16 protein-coding genes and 1 pseudogene are annotated in these 17,084 nt (G+C 41.6%); 6 read left to right on the top strand and 11 right to left on the bottom strand.

What is annotated here, in order from left to right:
* Positions 1-149: 149 nt before the first annotated feature.
* A complete protein-coding gene (locus H6H03_RS30965) occupies positions 150-1,496 on the bottom strand; it encodes an FAD-binding oxidoreductase (protein ID WP_190958873.1) in 1,347 nt (448 codons plus the stop codon).
* 51 nt (positions 1,497-1,547) lie between these two features.
* Positions 1,548-1,732, bottom strand: a pseudogene (locus H6H03_RS30970) (element excision factor XisI family protein); the annotation flags it as partial.
* Between the two features lie 107 nt (positions 1,733-1,839).
* Between H6H03_RS30970 and H6H03_RS30975 the strand changes: the two are divergent.
* A complete protein-coding gene (locus tag H6H03_RS30975) occupies positions 1,840-2,133 on the top strand; it encodes an addiction module protein (protein ID WP_242058070.1) in 294 nt (97 codons plus the stop codon).
* Positions 2,130-2,366 carry a type II toxin-antitoxin system RelE/ParE family toxin gene (locus tag H6H03_RS30980; protein WP_190958874.1) on the top strand — a complete coding sequence of 79 codons (237 nt, stop codon included), beginning with the start codon at positions 2,130-2,132 and terminating at the stop codon, positions 2,364-2,366. The genes H6H03_RS30975 and H6H03_RS30980 overlap by 4 nt, the downstream gene beginning before the upstream one ends.
* 245 nt (positions 2,367-2,611) lie before the next feature.
* Here H6H03_RS30980 and H6H03_RS30985 read toward each other — a convergent pair whose 3' ends face one another.
* The 4 genes from H6H03_RS30985 to H6H03_RS31000 form a co-directional block, all read right to left on the bottom strand.
* On the bottom strand, positions 2,612-3,439 hold the full coding sequence (locus H6H03_RS30985; RefSeq protein ID WP_190958875.1) for an ABC transporter permease: 828 nt from the start codon (positions 3,437-3,439) through the stop codon (positions 2,612-2,614).
* A gap of 203 nt (positions 3,440-3,642) precedes the next feature.
* Positions 3,643-4,395, bottom strand: a complete 753-nt coding sequence (locus H6H03_RS30990) for an ABC transporter ATP-binding protein (protein ID WP_190958876.1) — start codon at positions 4,393-4,395, stop codon at positions 3,643-3,645.
* Positions 4,396-4,550: 155 nt separating this feature from the next.
* A complete protein-coding gene (locus H6H03_RS30995; protein WP_190958877.1) occupies positions 4,551-5,615 on the bottom strand; it encodes an ABC transporter substrate-binding protein in 1,065 nt (354 codons plus the stop codon).
* 21 nt (positions 5,616-5,636) lie between these two features.
* Positions 5,637-6,119, bottom strand: a complete 483-nt coding sequence (locus H6H03_RS31000) for a tetratricopeptide repeat protein (RefSeq protein ID WP_190958878.1) — start codon at positions 6,117-6,119, stop codon at positions 5,637-5,639.
* Positions 6,120-6,406: 287 nt separating this feature from the next.
* Here H6H03_RS31000 and H6H03_RS31005 point away from each other — a divergent pair, with 287 nt between their 5' ends.
* From H6H03_RS31005 to H6H03_RS31015, 3 genes are read left to right on the top strand one after another with little or no spacing between them, the layout of a single operon-like run.
* Complete coding sequence (locus H6H03_RS31005; RefSeq protein WP_190958889.1) at positions 6,407-7,666, top strand: GTP cyclohydrolase II; 1,260 nt, start codon at positions 6,407-6,409, stop codon at positions 7,664-7,666.
* Positions 7,667-7,670: 4 nt separating this feature from the next.
* On the top strand, positions 7,671-7,844 hold the full coding sequence (locus H6H03_RS31010) for a hypothetical protein (RefSeq protein ID WP_190958879.1): 174 nt from the start codon (positions 7,671-7,673) through the stop codon (positions 7,842-7,844).
* A gap of 24 nt (positions 7,845-7,868) precedes the next feature.
* A complete protein-coding gene (locus H6H03_RS31015) occupies positions 7,869-9,077 on the top strand; it encodes a URC4/urg3 family protein (RefSeq protein ID WP_190958880.1) in 1,209 nt (402 codons plus the stop codon).
* A 125-nt stretch (positions 9,078-9,202) separates the two neighbouring features.
* On the opposite strand, the gene H6H03_RS31020 is transcribed toward H6H03_RS31015, so the two are convergent.
* The 5 genes from H6H03_RS31020 to H6H03_RS31040 all read right to left on the bottom strand — a co-directional run bounded on the left by H6H03_RS31020 (position 9,203) and on the right by H6H03_RS31040 (position 14,357).
* Positions 9,203-11,263 carry a ribonuclease catalytic domain-containing protein gene (locus H6H03_RS31020; RefSeq protein ID WP_190958881.1) on the bottom strand — a complete coding sequence of 687 codons (2,061 nt, stop codon included), beginning with the start codon at positions 11,261-11,263 and terminating at the stop codon, positions 9,203-9,205.
* Between the two features lie 115 nt (positions 11,264-11,378).
* Positions 11,379-11,594 (bottom strand): 30S ribosomal protein S18, encoded by a 216-nt coding sequence (gene rpsR, locus H6H03_RS31025; RefSeq protein ID WP_073639644.1) that lies wholly within the window; start codon positions 11,592-11,594, stop codon positions 11,379-11,381.
* Between the two features lie 2 nt (positions 11,595-11,596).
* Positions 11,597-11,791: a 50S ribosomal protein L33 gene (gene rpmG / locus H6H03_RS31030; protein ID WP_081603023.1), complete on the bottom strand. Its 195-nt coding sequence runs from the start codon at positions 11,789-11,791 to the stop codon at positions 11,597-11,599.
* Positions 11,792-11,834: 43 nt separating this feature from the next.
* On the bottom strand, positions 11,835-12,392 hold the full coding sequence (locus tag H6H03_RS31035) for an RDD family protein (RefSeq protein WP_190958882.1): 558 nt from the start codon (positions 12,390-12,392) through the stop codon (positions 11,835-11,837).
* Positions 12,393-12,869: 477 nt separating this feature from the next.
* On the bottom strand, positions 12,870-14,357 hold the full coding sequence (locus H6H03_RS31040; protein ID WP_242058071.1) for a TIGR04222 domain-containing membrane protein: 1,488 nt from the start codon (positions 14,355-14,357) through the stop codon (positions 12,870-12,872).
* Positions 14,358-14,746: 389 nt separating this feature from the next.
* On the opposite strand from H6H03_RS31040, the gene H6H03_RS31045 reads away from it, so the two are divergent.
* Positions 14,747-16,858, top strand: coding sequence for a substrate-binding domain-containing protein (locus H6H03_RS31045; RefSeq protein WP_190958883.1), 2,112 nt, complete (start codon positions 14,747-14,749; stop codon positions 16,856-16,858).
* Positions 16,859-17,084 lie beyond the last annotated feature (226 nt).

The following is a 17,084-nucleotide window of genomic DNA, read 5'->3' on the forward strand; positions in this document are numbered from 1 at the left end:
AATACCTCAATTTTTATAGCAGATTTGCAGAAGCGTAAAGTACATAGACTAGGCATGTTAGCCAGATACCAAACCTGTTTTACTTCTGACACCTGAATTTTAACTCCTGAATTCTGAATTCTGAGTTCTGAGTTCTCAATTCTGACTCCTCAATTCTGCTGTAATTGCAGAACTTTGCTTTTACCAGGGTTCATTAACCCATAGGGGTCTACTATTTCTTTAAATTTTAACTGCTCAGGATCGATAACTTTTCTTCCACCTTCTTCAATAATATAGGTGTGAGGATTGGCAATAGTCACACCATGTTCTTCGTGATAGTGCATAATTTCGTTAAGACGTTCTTCTGTGGTGTAGCGCACGAGTTGTAAACCACCAGGAACTACAGCACCGTTGACGCGAAAATATTCTAAATGCATCATCACTTCATCGCCAAAATGATTATACATATGCTCTACAAGTTGCAGACTTTTACCCGCAGGAAACATACTTTGTAGGTAGGTAATTCCAGTGTCTACAGTCCGGGCGTGTAAGGTGGTGTGGTTCCAGGTAAATTCTGCTAATGGTGTGCCTTTGGCTGCTTCCTGGGCTGATTTTTCATAAGAAATCTGGCCGCCATATCGCTGCACCAAACCGGGCAAGAATTCTAAACTCGGTTCGGCAACCATCAAAAATACCGCATGGCTACCTTCAGGAATATATTGATGTAAGGCGTGAAAATATTGGGGAATTGGCGATGCGAAGACAGAAATTAATTTGCTAATCATGCCATCGGCATTGCCAAGTGCATGACCAAACTTTGCTGCTGCCATAAACTCGTCAAATGTAACGATGACTTCTGCCCAAGGATAAGCAGGCCCTAAGGGAATTTCAACTTCGGTAATAATGCCGTTAATGCCCCAAGCATGGTTAACCTTTTGTACATCGTCTCCCCGCAACTCGATCGCTCTGGGTTCATCTTCTAAACTTACCACTCGCAGTGCCAAGATATTACCGCGATCGCGTAAAGATCCATATTGTATCGAGCCAATACCCCCACTCCCCCCAGCAATAAATCCGCCAATTGTGGCTATGCGGTAAGTCGAGGGCGCCATGCGAATTTCCCAGCCGAATTCTCGTGTTTTTTTATCTATAGCCGCCAACTTTATCCCGGCTTCTACCCGCGCCACCCCTGGCTTCACCCAAAGAATCTTTTGCATCCGCGTCATGTCTAAAATTACGCCACCGTGCAGCGGTACGCATTGCCCATAATTCCCAGTTCCAGCACCCCGGACGGTTATAGGTACGCGATATTTCGCACAAATCGCTGCAACTTTTAAAACTTCTGCTTCACTAGTGGGACGCACGACAATATCCCCCACTTTTCCTTCTAGTTTTGGCACAAGCACCGGGCTAAAGGTGTGATAATCGTGTGATAATTTTGCGACTTGGGCGGGTTCTGTGATAATTTCTATGCCTTCTAGAGAATTAATCAGGGTATCTAAGTTGGTTGTCGTCATAATTTATTATTCAGGGTTTCTAAGTTGGTTATTGTCATAGCTTATTATTAATTACCCTACGCCATAATCTACATACTTACACTTGTAACGAGCTTGCAAACCCAGAACAATATATCTGGTGATACTCCCATGATCGGTAATTCTTCTGCTGGATTGCGATCGGTTAAATTCTGTTGCAGCCAGATTTTGCCATCTTTAATATCAAAATGCATTACGCATCGATAAATACGATTAAATTTAGGAAATTCAAGATTTGTTAGCACCTCCTAAGATTAAAATGTATTAAAATCTATAAAATTGATAATATAATAAAATACTGGTAGTAAAAATGGGCGATAAGTTAATGAATGTATCGCTTAATCCTATTATTAATCTAGTTGTAAATGTGTTGGGAAGACTTCAAAGTATGAGTGAAACTGCCGAAAAACTTAAACTCGAACTTTCTCAGCTTTCTGCAAAAGAACGTGCTGAAATCGCCTACTTTTTAATTCATTCTCTAGATGAGGATATAGATGATAATCTAGAAACTGCTTGGGATAATGAATTAACCGAACGATTGGAGGATATTAATCGTAAAACAGCTATTGGAGAAGCATCATCTCAAGTTTTTTCTGAGCTACGAGAAAAGTATTTGTGAAGTTTATTGTTATCCACACCGAAGCGCGAAAGGAGCTTGATGCTGCAATAGCTTACTATGAAGCTCAAAAAGTAGGCTTGGGGTTAGATTTACTGTCTGAAGTAGAAAAAGCTGTAATGAGAATTCAGCAAAATCCTAATTTAGGAAGTCTATATAAAATTCAAGGAATACGTCGTTATACTATTCAAAGTTTTCCCTATTTGATTTTTTATACTGATACCGTTTCACTTTAAATTTGATACATTTAGGCAAGCAGGGTAGCAGAGGAGCAGGGGAGCAAAGGGGAAAGAATTTGTATCAGGATTTTAGTAAAATGGTATGAGCTTGAAGAGGTGATTTGGGTAATTGCGATCGCGCATGGTAAGCGCAAACCAAATTACTGGAAACAAAGAAATATTGAAATTGAATAAAAAATTTGAAAGCTAGAGGAATTAACCCTTGAAACTCTCTTACCTATAGAGCATAATCAAATTCCGATCTAGTTTTCTTCTTTAACAGCACTTTCATGCCACTTACTTAATATAAAATCAGATAAAGCACTCAAACTGACAAAAATCAATACACCTAACCCAGTTGTCAGAAATAGTGCTGCAAACATTCGAGGAATTTGTAAGTTATAGCTAGATATCAAAATCCGATAAGCAATACCCGATTTCGCCCCACCAGTCCCGGCGACAAATTCCGCAACCACGGCCCCAATTAATGCTAAACCAGCGCTGATTTTTAACCCGCCTAAAAAGTAAGGCATGGCGCTAGGTAAACGGAGATATAGTAGTGTTTGCCAGCGAGAAGCTTTGTAAAGTTGGAATAAGTTGAGTAAGTTACGGTCAACGCTGTTGAGTCCTAATGTAGTGTTGGAAACGATGGGGAAAAAGGCGACTATCCAGGCACAAACTACTAAGGCGGCGAAGGTGTTATTTTTTAGCCAAAGAATTATTAAAGGTGCGATCGCTACTATGGGAGTTGTCTGTAAAATTACCGCATAGGGAAATAAACTGCGTTCAATCCATTTACTTTGAGCGAACAAAATCGCCATCAGCAAACCGGAAATTGCCGCAGCAACAAAGGCAACGATTGTGATTTGCAGTGTAATTAATAATGATGGAAAAAGCTCATTCCAGTCAGTAATTAAGGTTTGAAATACTAATATTGGCCCTGGGAGGATATAAGGAGGTAAATGCATTACCCGCACTAAGATATCCCATAGGAATAATACTAGAATACCAACTGCGATCGGTGCAAAAACATCAGCAGAAATTAATTTACTGGATATTTTTTGTGACTGGAGGCGACGGATAAACAGCATTTTCAAAAGTTTAAAATTCAATTTAACGTAGACGCGCAGCGGCTTGCCGCAGGCTACCGCCCAGACACAGAGAAGCCAGTGCGTTGGGCGGGTTCCCCGACTTGTTCGCTCTTAGCGTTCCCGAAGGGTAGCAACTGGCGCGGCACAGAGATAAAGAGTAATCTATTTCTTTCTCTCTGCGTTCTCTGCGCCTCTGCGGTTATTTATTTCATTGCTTGGGCTAAATGCAGAGAAATTTCACGGCAATATTGGTTATACACCGATGATGTACGAAAGTCATCATTACGGGGATAGGAAGCATCAATTTCTATATCTGCTACGATACGTCCCGGACTTGTTCCCATGACTAGCACTCGATTTGATAAATAGACTGCTTCGTAAATATTGTGGGTGACAAAAACTACCGTCCAGTGCTGTTGACACCATAAATCGAGTAAATCGCTATTGAGTTTACTACGAGTAATTTCATCTAATGCCCCAAAAGGTTCATCCATTAACAAGATATTTGGATGAGTTACTAATGCCCTAGCAATTGATACCCGCATTTTCATCCCACCAGATAATTCGCGGGGATAGTTTTCTTCAAAACCTTCTAATCCTACCAGCGTTAATGTCTGCTGCACCAATTTTTGACTATCTTCTTTAGAAATTCCCGCCAATTTTAACGGTAGGCGTATATTCTCCCAAACGTTTGCCCAAGGCATGAGGGCAGCATCTTGAAAAACAAAAGCCAATTTTCTTGCTTGCTGAGTTATGCCCCAATCAATACTACCAGAACTCATACGCCCCAGCCCGGCAATCAAGCGCAGTACTGTACTTTTACCGCAACCAGAAGGGCCGACTAAACTAACGAATTGTGCCTCTGGAATTGTTAAATTCAAGTCTTGCAGGGCAACAGTACCATTGGCGTAGACTTTGCTAATGTGACTGAGTGTAATAATGGGACGGTTACTCATGCATAAAATTTGGAGAATAACAGCGATCGCTCACCTAATTTTAGATTCTAAATTTTAGATTTTGGATTGAATATTACAAATTTAAAATTTAAACAGCTTGGAAGCCCCGGAATTCATTTGTCAAATAAATCTAAAATCCAAAATCCAAAATTGATTCACTTCTTGTAATAGCCTACCCCTTTATTCACAAATTGCAAGGTGTACGCTTCTTTATAATTAACGCTGGGTTGGGAAATCTTAGTATCAACCATACTATCGAAGAGTGATTTCCACCTTTCGTCACTCATTGCGCCAATACCTTGTTTTTCTGCTATGTCAGAAAGAATGATTCCATATTCATTGAGCTTTTGAATACTATAAGCCAGTTGCTCATCTGTCATTTCTGGATTATCTTTTTTAATCAGTTGATTTCCTGGTTGGGGATTTTCTAAATAGCTATACCAACCTTTGATGGAAGCATCAACAAATCGCTGCACTAAATCAGGATTTTTTTCTACGAGTTCTTTTTTGGTTTCAATAGTGGTTGCATAAGGTTGATAACCATAATCTGCTAATAAAAAGACCACTGGTTCAAAACCACCCTGCTTTTGAATGGCAAAGGGTTCAGATGTAACATAACCTTGTTGGGCTGAATTTTTGTCAGTTAAAAAAGGAGCCGGATTAAAATTGTAAGGACGCTTTTGATCGTCGGTAAAACCATACTTTGCTTCTAGTAAAGGCCAATAGGTAATATTAGCAGAAGCAGAGACATAAATTGGTTTGCCTTTAAGATCGCCAAGGGCTTTAATTGCTGTGTTGGGATGGGCGATGAGACACCAAGGATCTTTTTGAAAAATTGCTGCGACTGTGATTTTGGGAATACCCTGTGCAATGGCATTCACGGCATCAATGCCATAACCCATAAAGAAATCTACCGCACCCCCCATCAACAATTGAGTACCACTCCCTACCTGGGGGCCACCCATTTTGATGGTGACATCTAAACCGTAGTCTTTGTAAATACCAGTGGCGATCGCCTGGTAGAATCCGCCGTGTTCTGCTTGTGCTATCCAGTTTGTGCCGAATGTTACTTTGTCCAACCCAGAACTGTTAGTTGATGGTTGGTTGTTGTTAGTACAAGCTGCAATAAAGCTGCTAGCAATACAGATAGAACCGTATTGAATAAAATCACGGCGAGTTAGGCGATAATTTGTTGCTGATGAGGGCGAAGACGGATTCATAAAATAGTATGATAGTATCTCCTATCTACCGTCGTAGGTCAATCTATACGTACATTCTAGAATCAATTTTTGATTCACCAGCGAATAGGGTTGAATTTCGAGAGCGCGTTTAAAAGCGCGGATTGCCTCACTATACCTTCCTAGTGCTGCATAACACAAGCCCATGCCATGAAGGGCGCCAAAATGTATTGGATTTATCTGCACAACCATCTGACAATCTGCCAGAGATTTTTGATAATCGCCAATACTGTAATAGAGAAAAGCTCGGCGATTCCAAGCTTCGGCAAAATCTGGCTGTTCTCTGAGAAGTTCCGTCAGTGCTGTTTCGGCTTCAGTAATTTCGCCTGCATCCAGTAATTTTTGGCTGCGGTCAATCCTTTCTAGCCCATAGATTCCCTTTTGCTGAAACCAGATTCGCCAGATTTTTCTGGTTGCTTGTTCGCGGACTGTAGCATCGGGATTTTTCAACTCTTCAAGTAAGGAATTAATTGATAAAGAATCCATGAATTTGAGATCGGTGAATATACCTTTATTTTTACTTTCTCACAAATTTTAACGTCTAAAACATTTTTAAAGTCATCTTTAAATTTACGGAGTTCAATTGCTATTTATGAAATTTCTGTGTTATTTTTTGTATTCGACAATATGACTAATGCCAAACTCGACATTAAAAGTCACAACTGTTTGTTGGTAAGGATGTTACGCTTTTAAAAATAAAAACTAACTATAGGTAGTTGACAGTTCCCTAGTAACTAATAGTTCATAAAAACATTACAAAAATATTCATGACTATGCCAAAGCAAAACGACGTTTCCAGGCATATTGTTCTTACTTCCCATCCTAGTAGCTTTGGCCCTAAGCCAGTTCCCATTCAATGGGGGGCAACCGATCCCATGCAAAGGGGGCCGATTATTGCTACGCTGACCAAGCAAGCACATCGCAACGTCATTGGTACTCACTCTGGCAGTTATGCGATTTATCGTGCTCTAGCAGTGGCTAGCGGTGCTTTGCAGTCAGATCATCGAGCGGATTTGACAAATACATCCCCAGTAGAGCATATTGGCCCTTATGCCAGTTGGTTTGATGCCCAGAAGATAGTTTCCCTAGATCCTTTTGGAGCGATCGCATCTGAGGTATTTTCATCGTATTACCAACAGGGATATGATATTCGTCCCACCATCGCCATCACAAAAGCTCACATCAATATGCCGGAACTGCAAGATGCAATAGACAAAGGGCGCTTGCAGGTAGATGGCAAAATTATGAAATCAGGTGGCGATTTAGTCGTCACCAAAGCCGCCATTGAACCAGTTTGGTATTTACCAGGAATTGCTAAGCGTTTTGGCATCCCAGAGGCACAATTGCGCCGTGCTTTATTTGAACAAACTGGCGGGATGTTTCCGGAATTGGTGACGCGTTCGGATTTGGAGGTGTTTTTGCCGCCAATTGGAGGCGTAACAGTGTATATTGTCGGTGATATTGCTGCGATCGCCGATCCTAAAAAACCCGTAGCCGTGCGAGTTCATGATGAATGCAATGGTTCTGACGTATTTGGCTCAGATATTTGCACCTGTCGCCCCTACTTAGTACATGGAATTGAAGTATGCGTCCAAACTGCACAGGAAGGCGGCGTGGGTGTAATTATTTATTGTCGTAAAGAAGGCCGCGCCTTAGGAGAAGTGACGAAGTTCTTAGTATACAACGCTAGAAAGCGTCAAGAAGGAGGCGATCGCGCTGATGCCTACTTTGCCCGTACCGAATGTGTCGCCGGCGTGGAAGATATGCGCTTCCAAGAATTGATGCCAGATGTCTTACATTGGCTCGGCATCACCCGCATTGACCGCATGGTGTCCATGAGTAATATGAAATACAATGCCATCACCCAGGCAGGAATTGAGATTGTAGAAAGAATACCAATCCCAGAAGATTTAATTCCCCAAGATGCACGGGTAGAAATCGAGGCGAAAAAAGCCGCTGGATATTACACTACAGGCGATGTGTTAGATGCTGATGGCTTAGCTGAGGTGAAAGGGCGAGGCTTGGTAGAGTAGGGAGATGGGGAGGTGGGGAAGTGTGGGGAGTGTGGGGAGAGAGGGGGGAGTGTGGGGAGTGTGGGGAGTGTGGGGAGTGTGGGGAGAGAGGGGAGAAAGATTTTTTCACCATCCTCCCACACCTCCCACACCTCCCACACCTCCCACACCTCCCACACCTCCCACACCTGCTGCTTGACCAATGACCAATGACCAATGACCAATGACTAATAAACTAATTACATATCTTCGTTCGCCAGTGGCGATTCGGGAACGGTGTGGGCAACTGTTTGCATTCGTAAATGAGGGAAAATCGCGTTATTTTCATTGCGATTTAACGCAGTTGACAAAAGTTGCAGATTATGTTATCGAAGTCATGCGTTGTGAGTATCCGGATTTGCAAATTCCGTTTCATAGCCGTTGGCGACATTTTGAGGCTGGGGGTGTACCGCGTTTAGTTGTGTTGGATACTCAATTAGCGGGACTAACGCCTCTAGAAAAAGCTGCTGCTAAGTTTGATTTGGCAATTGTCAGTGTTTTGTTGGATGCGGGTGCGGGGAACAACTGGCGTTATGATGAACAGGAGACTGGGTTAAAATTGGGGCGATCGGAAGGTTTAGCTGTAGCCAGTTTTCAAATGTTTTGTGAAGGCGCTTTTTCCAGCCATAATTTGCCCCAAGTAGATGCTCAAAAATTGCAAGCATTTACAGAAGCAGAACTGGCAAATGGGTTTCAGGTAAACACAGAAAATCCTTTGGTGGGAATTTCTGGGCGTTTGAAATTATTGCAAAAATTAGGACAAGCTGTAGTTTCTTCACCTAATTTGTTTGGCAACGAAAACCCTCGCCCAGGAAATTTAGTAAATTATCTTTTGGGTAAATCTGAAAATGGGCAGTTAGCCGCTGCAACAGTTTTCAGTGCAGTTTTACAAGGACTGAGTGAAATTTGGCCGGGGAGATTAGAAGTTTCTGGGGTAAATTTGGGAGATGTTTGGCGACATCCAGCTATTAGCAATGATGGCTTAGTGCCTTTTCACAAATTGTCTCAATGGCTGACATATTCTTTATTAGAACCGCTACAAGAACTCGGTTTAATAATTACTGGTTTAGATGCCCTTACAGGATTACCAGAATATCGAAATGGGGGATTGTGTATTGATTTGGGACTTGTTGGTGTTAAAGACTTAGAGATTTGGCGATCGCCACATTCAGTAGCATCAGAAGTTATAGTTGAATGGCGTGCTTTGACGGTGATTCTCTTAGATTATATCGCCGCTACAGTGCGCGAAAAGTTGAATATGACCCCCGAACAAATGCCACTAGTAAAAATTCTCCAAGGCGGAACTTGGACGGCTGGGCGAAAAATTGCTGCTGAACTCAGAACAGGTGGTACATCGCCTATGCAAATAGATAGTGATGGAACAGTATTTTAACTATCAAATTTTATCTGCCCTTCGGGCAAGGCAGAAGGCTCTAGGGCAGAGGGCACAAGGGAAGAAAAAGTTTTAAAATATCCCTTTAAGCCGCAGTTAAAACTTGACTTTTGGTTAGATTTGGCCTAATTCACTGCTGATTGGGCTTCTTGATAAATTATTTCTTGAAACTGAATTAAATCTTTTTGCGGGTCGGCGTGGGCAACTTTCACTAATATCTGTTCGCCTAAGTTCACAGAACGTTTGAAAGACATTGGTAACTGTAAACCCAAATCTTCTAACAGAATTAGAGCTAAGTTACTATCTTCTCGCAACCACATTAACACTGTCACATGCCAAATTTGTTCTGGATTACGGCGCAAATACTCTAGAGCATAATATCTATTAGTTTGCCGTTCTACCATCGTTACTTCTTGGGTGATGGTGGTGACTGTCATCATCACTTCTTTGAGTTGTTCGGCAGAAAATGGCAAAACTTCACCGCGCAAATGGGCTTTTAGTTGGAAGTGAGTTAGCAAATCGCTGTAACGGCGGATGGGGGAAGTTGCTTGAGTGTAGGTATCCAAGCCCAAACCTGCATGGCGCAAAGGTGTAATGCTCATTTCACTTTTGGGCATACAACGCCGCATGGCGCAAGCGCGGACGAATCCGGCTGGTAACTGGAGTAATTCTTCGTCTGGAGGTAATTCTGGTTGGGGCTGGCCGCGAAATGGCAAGGGAATGTTATGTCTTTGGCCGTAGCGGGCAGCAACTTCACCAGCAAGAATCATCATTTCTGCTACGAGTTGCCGGGAGGGTGAATCGTCCAAAATGTCAATATTGATTTCGTCGCCTTTGACTTTGATCGTTGCCTCAGGCATGGTGATGCTAATTGCTCCTTGGGCATAACGCCAGGTTTTGCGCCGATTTGCCCAAGTGGCGATCGCTTCAATTTCTGGTTCTGCTTGTACCCCTAATTGCAGCATTTCATCTACATCTTCGTAGGTAAGGCGATAAGTCGGCTTAATTAAGCTCGTATGAATGCTGTAATCTTCTACTGCCCCAGTTGCACCTAAAACAATTCCAAAACTCAGGGCACAACAAATCCGCCCCTGTACCAGACTCATTGGCCCCGTGGCCAAGATTTCTGGAAACATGGGAATCATGCCTGTAGGTAAATATACTGTACTACCTCGTTTTCTCGCTTCTAAATCTAATTCATCTTCTGGCACTAACCATCTAGTAGGATCGGCGATATGTACCCACAGCCGTTCTCGTCCATCGGGGAGTACTTCCCAACTTAAACCGTCGTCGATTTCTGTGGTGGTCTCATCATCAATGGTGTAGACCTTCAGGTGAGTCAGATCCAAGCGGTTGGTATCTGAATCAGTTGGTGGGAAATCCAAACGTTGTTGCGCCACTTCTAATACCTTTTGAGGAAACTGAACTGGAATTGAAGAACGACGCAGGAACAAGTTTTCATGAGGACTCCACCAAGCCAAATCTACCAAAAGTTGAAAGGCTCCTTGGGGTGTTGTGGGGCGTCCCAGCAAGGTCATAGTTTCTAATACTGGGGCTGAGGGAGGATAGGCACGAGCCAGAGTGTCATAATTTACCCCCATCCGCACGGTGTCAGCAAGCAGCGCTGCGTATTTTTCTATTCCTTCCAACCGCTGGCGATCGTGACGTTGCCACTCTACTGCTTCACCTTTGAGCGCCTGCTCTACACGAGCTAAAAATTCCTGCTGTCCCTTAGCTTTGAGTGCCTCTACTTCTATTTGGTGCTTGCGTTCTGCAACCTGAGCAGCAGTTCGGGCTTCGTAAGCCTCTCCTTTTTGCTTGAAATAGAGTTTGTCGTCTGATAACAGGCAATGGGCAGCGTAACAATGGGGCGCACCCGATTCCGAAAATAGCAAATTCGCCATTTCCTCTGGGGTGATTGTTTCCCCACCTTCAACCAATAATTCCCAAGCTACTTCCAAGCTAGATGGATCTAAATAAGGCTTGACCTGCTCTAGAAACTTGGGAATATCCGTCGGCTTATAGGTCTCTTTGTTAACTGTATAGGTTACTTGTCTAGGCGCGAGGCTGTGGGATTGACCACGTTCGTCCACCACAAACCAGCGGGTTTTACCGTCCGGACGTTCTACGACGCCCAGACGGCGATCGCCTTGAACCCTAAATTCAACTAGCGTCCCCTTCTCCACAACTCTCGCACTTTATTTTTTTAATGAACAGTTTAAATAATTTTAAGTTAGGAGTTAGGAGTTAGGAGTTTTGATTCATAACTCATCACTCATAACTCATCACTCATAACTCTTTTTAGCCTTCCGCGTTGATAAATGGCAACAAAGCCACAATCCGCGATCGCTTAATTGCTAATGTCAACTCTCGCTGTTGCTGAGACGTAAGCCCTGTAATCCGCCGTGGCAGTATCTTGCCCCGTTCGGTGATAAACTTACGCAACAAATCAACGTCCTTATAATCTATTGGTTCTCCTGGCTTAATTGGAGAAAGGCGACGACGGAAATAACTCATCTCTACTTAATTTCCTTGTGAACGGTATGTTTATTACAGTGCGTGCAGAACTTTTTCAGTTCTAGCCTGTTGGTGGTGTTGCGGCGGTTCTTAGTGCTGGTATAACGTGATACACCAGGAGACCGCTTTTCTGGGTTTGTCCGACACTCGGTACACTCTAATGTCACAATTATGCGGACACCTTTACTCTTAGCCATAATCTTACAAACAGTAAAGCCTGGAGAGAATTAACACAAATGACTATCTTCTCACATTCTGGCGGATATTTTCAACTAATTTTTTGATTTTGATATCCAGCGAGTAGCCACGACGGGAAGAGACGATGAAAGTTCCGCAAAAGCGATCGTGTAAAGCTTGCCGCATCTGAGCATCAGATAAGGCAGTACCACAATCAATTGCTAAAGGAAGTACTAGCAGTATAGCAGTGGGATTGGCTCTAATATTGCCTAAGGCAATTGACACCAGAAGCGCACCCAAACCAGTAATTGTCTCTCGTTTCACTAGAGCCTGTAAATCTGGGATTCTACCGATTATTTCCCCATCTTTAACTTCTAGCACCTTTAAATCAAATGCCCAACGCCCTAAACTTTGTCCTTGATTGTTGTATGCCACCACCACCCGCAAAATCAGCCAAAACATTACAAAAACTAGGATTTGAGCAAATTGAATGCCAACATTGCCACTTCCTAGCAAAGAACTAACTAACCAGACAACAAAAAAATCTAGCCCCAATGCCATACCTCGCCGCCCAATATCAGCCTTGGGATAGTGTTTTTGCCGAACGCGTTCGATGGTCATACAAAACAAGTATTTTTATTTAAGGGTTGGGAAAAACGATCGCTGCTGTTTTTAATATTAAGATGATGGCTTAGCTACTTGCTGCCGTATACGCTTTGCTTGAGTCTGAAAAACTCGATGAAATCCCACAAGTAATTTTTTATCAGCCGTTACAAGACTATAAATAAAGGTTTTACTCTTTTTTGAAAAAGAAGGTGTAAATTTATACATTAATATTTACTTAGGTTATAAATGTTGTTCAGCCTACTTGCGCGGTCGAGGCTGTTACAACAAGTAACAACCTCGCTAGATTTATACTTTTATTGTGTGTGCTGAAACAAATGTTGTTAGGTTATCTCACGTTCGGGTAATTAGTTATGATTTCGGTAATCTATTAAACCCCACCCCTTAATCCCCTCCCCGCAAGCGACGAGGGGAGACAAAGCGCATCTTGGAAACTAGATACAATCTGAATTTCTTAATTGCAAATTGATATTGCTATCCACCACCGCAACCACCGCAACCACCGCCACAACTGCTGCCACAACTGCTGCCACAACTACTACCACAAGTACTGCCACCACAACCACTGCTACTACTACCAGTGCTACTAGATACTGGTTTAAGTATCTTCTTCAACTCAGCAAACATATCATTTGGTAAAACTGTCGTACCCAAAAGAGCAAATGCGACTATGAGCTTGGGATCTGTATTGCTAATTGCTTTTAAGGGTTGTATTTGTCTATGAAGTTCTTGGAAAATGCGATCGCCATAACGACTCCGATGGGTAGAACTCAGCAACAACCATAACGCAATAATACTGATGAAGATACACATTATGGTTAGATAAGTAACAGGCTTATGGCGAGAGATTCCTACACAAATTTTGGCAATACCCAATCCTAACAAGCCACCGATTAATATTGTTGGGTAGGTTTTAATATTGAAAGATTGTTTCTGGTTCACTAAAAGACCAAATTGACGCAATCGCTCCCGAAGTTCTTCAGTTACCTGAGTAGCGCCGCTGCGAATCGTATCAATGTGTCCATTTAATGCAATGGCATCTGCAACTGCTCGCTCCAGAGGATTGGACAATTTTTCTACAGATTCCTTTAAAGCGAGCATTCGTTTTTCTGTGTCTACGATGGCGTATTGTTTCTGTACTAAACTGGCGATCGCAGTATCTACAACATGATGTTTGCCCTTTGCAAGGTAAGCAGTTTCATAGGCATCAAGCTGTACCGTTTTTTCCATTGGATTGCCATCAGGTAGCCGCAGAAAATCTCGGATAACTAATGCTATAAATACTACAACAATTGAGAGCAGGAAGTAAAACTTTAAAAATTCCGGCCCGCGAAAGTTGAGTGAATTAAGCAGGAAAGGAATCACTTGCCAGCAAACAACTACAACTATCAAACTGACCAAAAGAAACGAAAATACTGCTTGATTTAGCTGCACCTTTGGCAAATAACTAAAAGATGGCTTTGGGATAATCGAATCTTGTTCATTCACTTGCAAAGAGTGTAAATTTCTTCCGAATTTCTTTTTTGCTTGAGGCCAAATATCTACTGGAGGAACCTCACCAAAAAAACGTTGATAGCTTTCTAATGTCTTGTTGTACCATTCATCAAACTTTAAGCGCTCCGATGAACCTCCACGACTTGGTTCATGATGCAATGGTACTTTGAGAATATTTGGGCAAAACTCCTGCCAATACGAACGCGTGTAGTTCAAGTGCAAATGCCAAACCCGATCTACTGAATCTGATGGTCTGACTGGATGACCTGTTGCAACTGCAAGAAACGTAAATTTTTTGTATTCTTCAATTACCCTCTGGGTATAGTTTAAAGACCAGGAATTTTCCTTTGCCAATCGTCTGCTAAAAGTTAACTGGGAATCAGACTCATCTAACGAAAAAGCCTGAATTCGTTCGTATAATTCTAGCTGTTGCAAATTCATCGATTGGTTGTTTTCAAAGTTCAACATACAGTTTTGGGTAGTGGTAAAGATTTCAGAACAAACATTTCAAGCCAAAAGGCGAAATTTTTATCAATCGCTGCAACACCCCATTCCTACATTGATTTCAGTGATTTTTCAGCTACCATAACAGGAAGTTTATAACCAGATACCAGCATTCTCCTTATTTATGCTTGCGACTCTACTTACATTCACATGAAGTATTTCTATTTTTATGAAATGACTGATTGAAAATTACGCTCATATTCGGTGAAACTATTGAGCGAAAAGGCTTTTTGACTATGGGATATGGCAATAACTAGCAATATCAGGAAAGTTCAGTGGCAAAATAGTATTAGGAGTAACAAGGCTGATGGAAAAGTCTGTTGTTTAAGAGCATTCAACAAAAGGAAAAAGCGATGACGACAGTCAACTTGAAACTCAGACGCACCTCACAAGAGGGATTTTTAGTAATTCTGAGAGTGAAGAACTTGGAGGAAGAAACAGAGGGGTTTTTACCTCCATTACTCCCAGAACTAAAATCCTCCTTTCATCAATGGCAGTCAGCCTATCGTCAAATTGAAGCTGTGCGTTCTTGTGTTGCTCCGGCACCAGGGTTACGTCTTGCGCCCAAAACAGTGACTATTTATTCCCACGGAGAACATACAGTAGCAGTAAAAAAGTATCTCAATGAATGGCTCAATTCTTCAGAGAGTAGGTGGCGGCCAATTCGAGATAGATTAATAGCGATCGCACATCAATTACATCAGTCAAATGAAGAAATTAGCATCATTATTGACGCCAAAGATATAGATTTACGTCGTCTTCCTTGGCAAGAATGGGATTTATTTGAACAACACTATCCACAAGTCGAAGTTGCCTTCAGTTCGCCTAAAAATGTCAATCAACACAAAAATAAAGCAGTTCTGAAAACTGGAAATATCAGAATTTTGGTTGCTGTTGGTAGGAGTGATGGTATTAACACAAAAGATGATCTAAAAGTTATTCAAGAGCTTGAGGAAAAAGGGGTAGAAGTAATCTGTTTAATGCAGCCCAGTCGAAAGGAATTTTGTGAAGCTCTTTGGGATGAAAAAGGCTATCATATTTTCGTTTTCACGGGACACAGTGGTAGTCAAAAAGATGGACAAATAGGTTGGATTGAACTTAACAATAAAGATAGCTTGAGTATTGAAGAGTTTCAAGAAGCTTTAAAACAAGCTATTTCTAAAGGATTGCAGTTAGCAATTTTTAATTCTTGCGATGGTTTGGGATTTGCTCACCAACTTTTACAGCTACATCTACCTTGGGTTATAGTCATGCGCGAACCTGTACCAGACCCAGTAGCTGTAGAGTTTTTAAAATACTTTTTCCAAGAATTTACCCGCAATAATTCCCTATTTAGTTCTGTTCAAAAAGCACGTAAACGCCTAGAACACTTTAAATCAGAATATCCAGGTGCAACTTGGTTACCCACAATTTGTATTGAACCCAATATTGAGCCGTTGACTTGGCAATTAATGTGTGGCAAAAACCGAAAACAGCCTACTGATGAAAAGCCAAACAATTTCAGCCATACGATTAGTAAAAATATTAAATTGTGGTTATTAACTAGCTTAGTTAGCGTACTTTTGCTATGTATGTTCTGGTTTGGTTGGAATATAGTATTACCATTGCCGCCGTCAGGAACATTTCTTTATGGCGGGAGTACTTCTTGGGAACCAATTAGAGAATTAGTCGATCGAAAAATTCGAGCTAATTGGCCACAATTTAACTTAATATACCATACACATCCTACTTTAAAACTAGGTTCAGGAACAGGAATTAAAATGTTATTAGAAGGTCAAATTTCCTTTGCTGAATCTTCACGATATGTTAGAGATTATGAGTTTCAACGTGCAGCTGCCTTAGGGATAAAGCTCAAGCAAGTACCTGTTGCCATCGATGCGATCGCCATCGCTGTTCACCCCAGTTTGAATATTCCTGGTTTGACTGTAGAGCAATTCAAAGGTATTTATACAGGTGAAATTACCAACTGGCAACAGGTGGGTGGCCCGAATCTTCAAATCACACCCTATTCTCGTCCTGATGACAGTGGTACAACTGAATTTTTCAAAGAAAATATTTTGGTCAACGATAACTTTGGTGCAAATGTTAAGTTTATTTCTACTACCAAGCAAGCCCTGAAAAGAGTAGGCAAAAATCTCAATGATGGAGCTATTTATTATGCTTCGGCTTCTGAAGTGATTAAGCAATGTATTGTTAAAACTTTACCAATTATTTGGGAGTCTGGTAAATTAATTGCTGTAGATAAATCTGGAAAGATACCAGGAGTAAAGTGTCCTTGGGAAAATAATAAAGTGAATATTGATGCGTTAAAAAACAATGATTATCCGATTAATCGTTACTTGTTTGTAATTATTAAACAAAATAGTCAAGATGAGGAAAGAGCCGGAGAGTTCTTTGCTAATTATCTGTTAAGCAATCAAGGACAAAATCTAATTGAAAAAGCTGGTTTTCTTCGGATTCACTGATATAGAAAAGTGCTGAGTGTTGATAGGGCTTACATAACGTGGTTACAAAGTTTGTGCTGTTGGCTTAGCCCAACCCAGGCATCACATCTCAATAACAGTTGAGCGCAAACCGTTGAAATCAGGGCTATTTCATTCTAAATGTAGGCAGTATATGGTAAGATGCAGCGCAAATTCTATATTAATGCATCTGTCCCATGTCTCAAATCGCAATTATAGAAGCCTTCGC

This window comes from Nostoc paludosum FACHB-159 (assembly GCF_014698835.1).
Lineage (GTDB): Bacteria > Cyanobacteriota > Cyanobacteriia > Cyanobacteriales > Nostocaceae > Nostoc > Nostoc paludosum.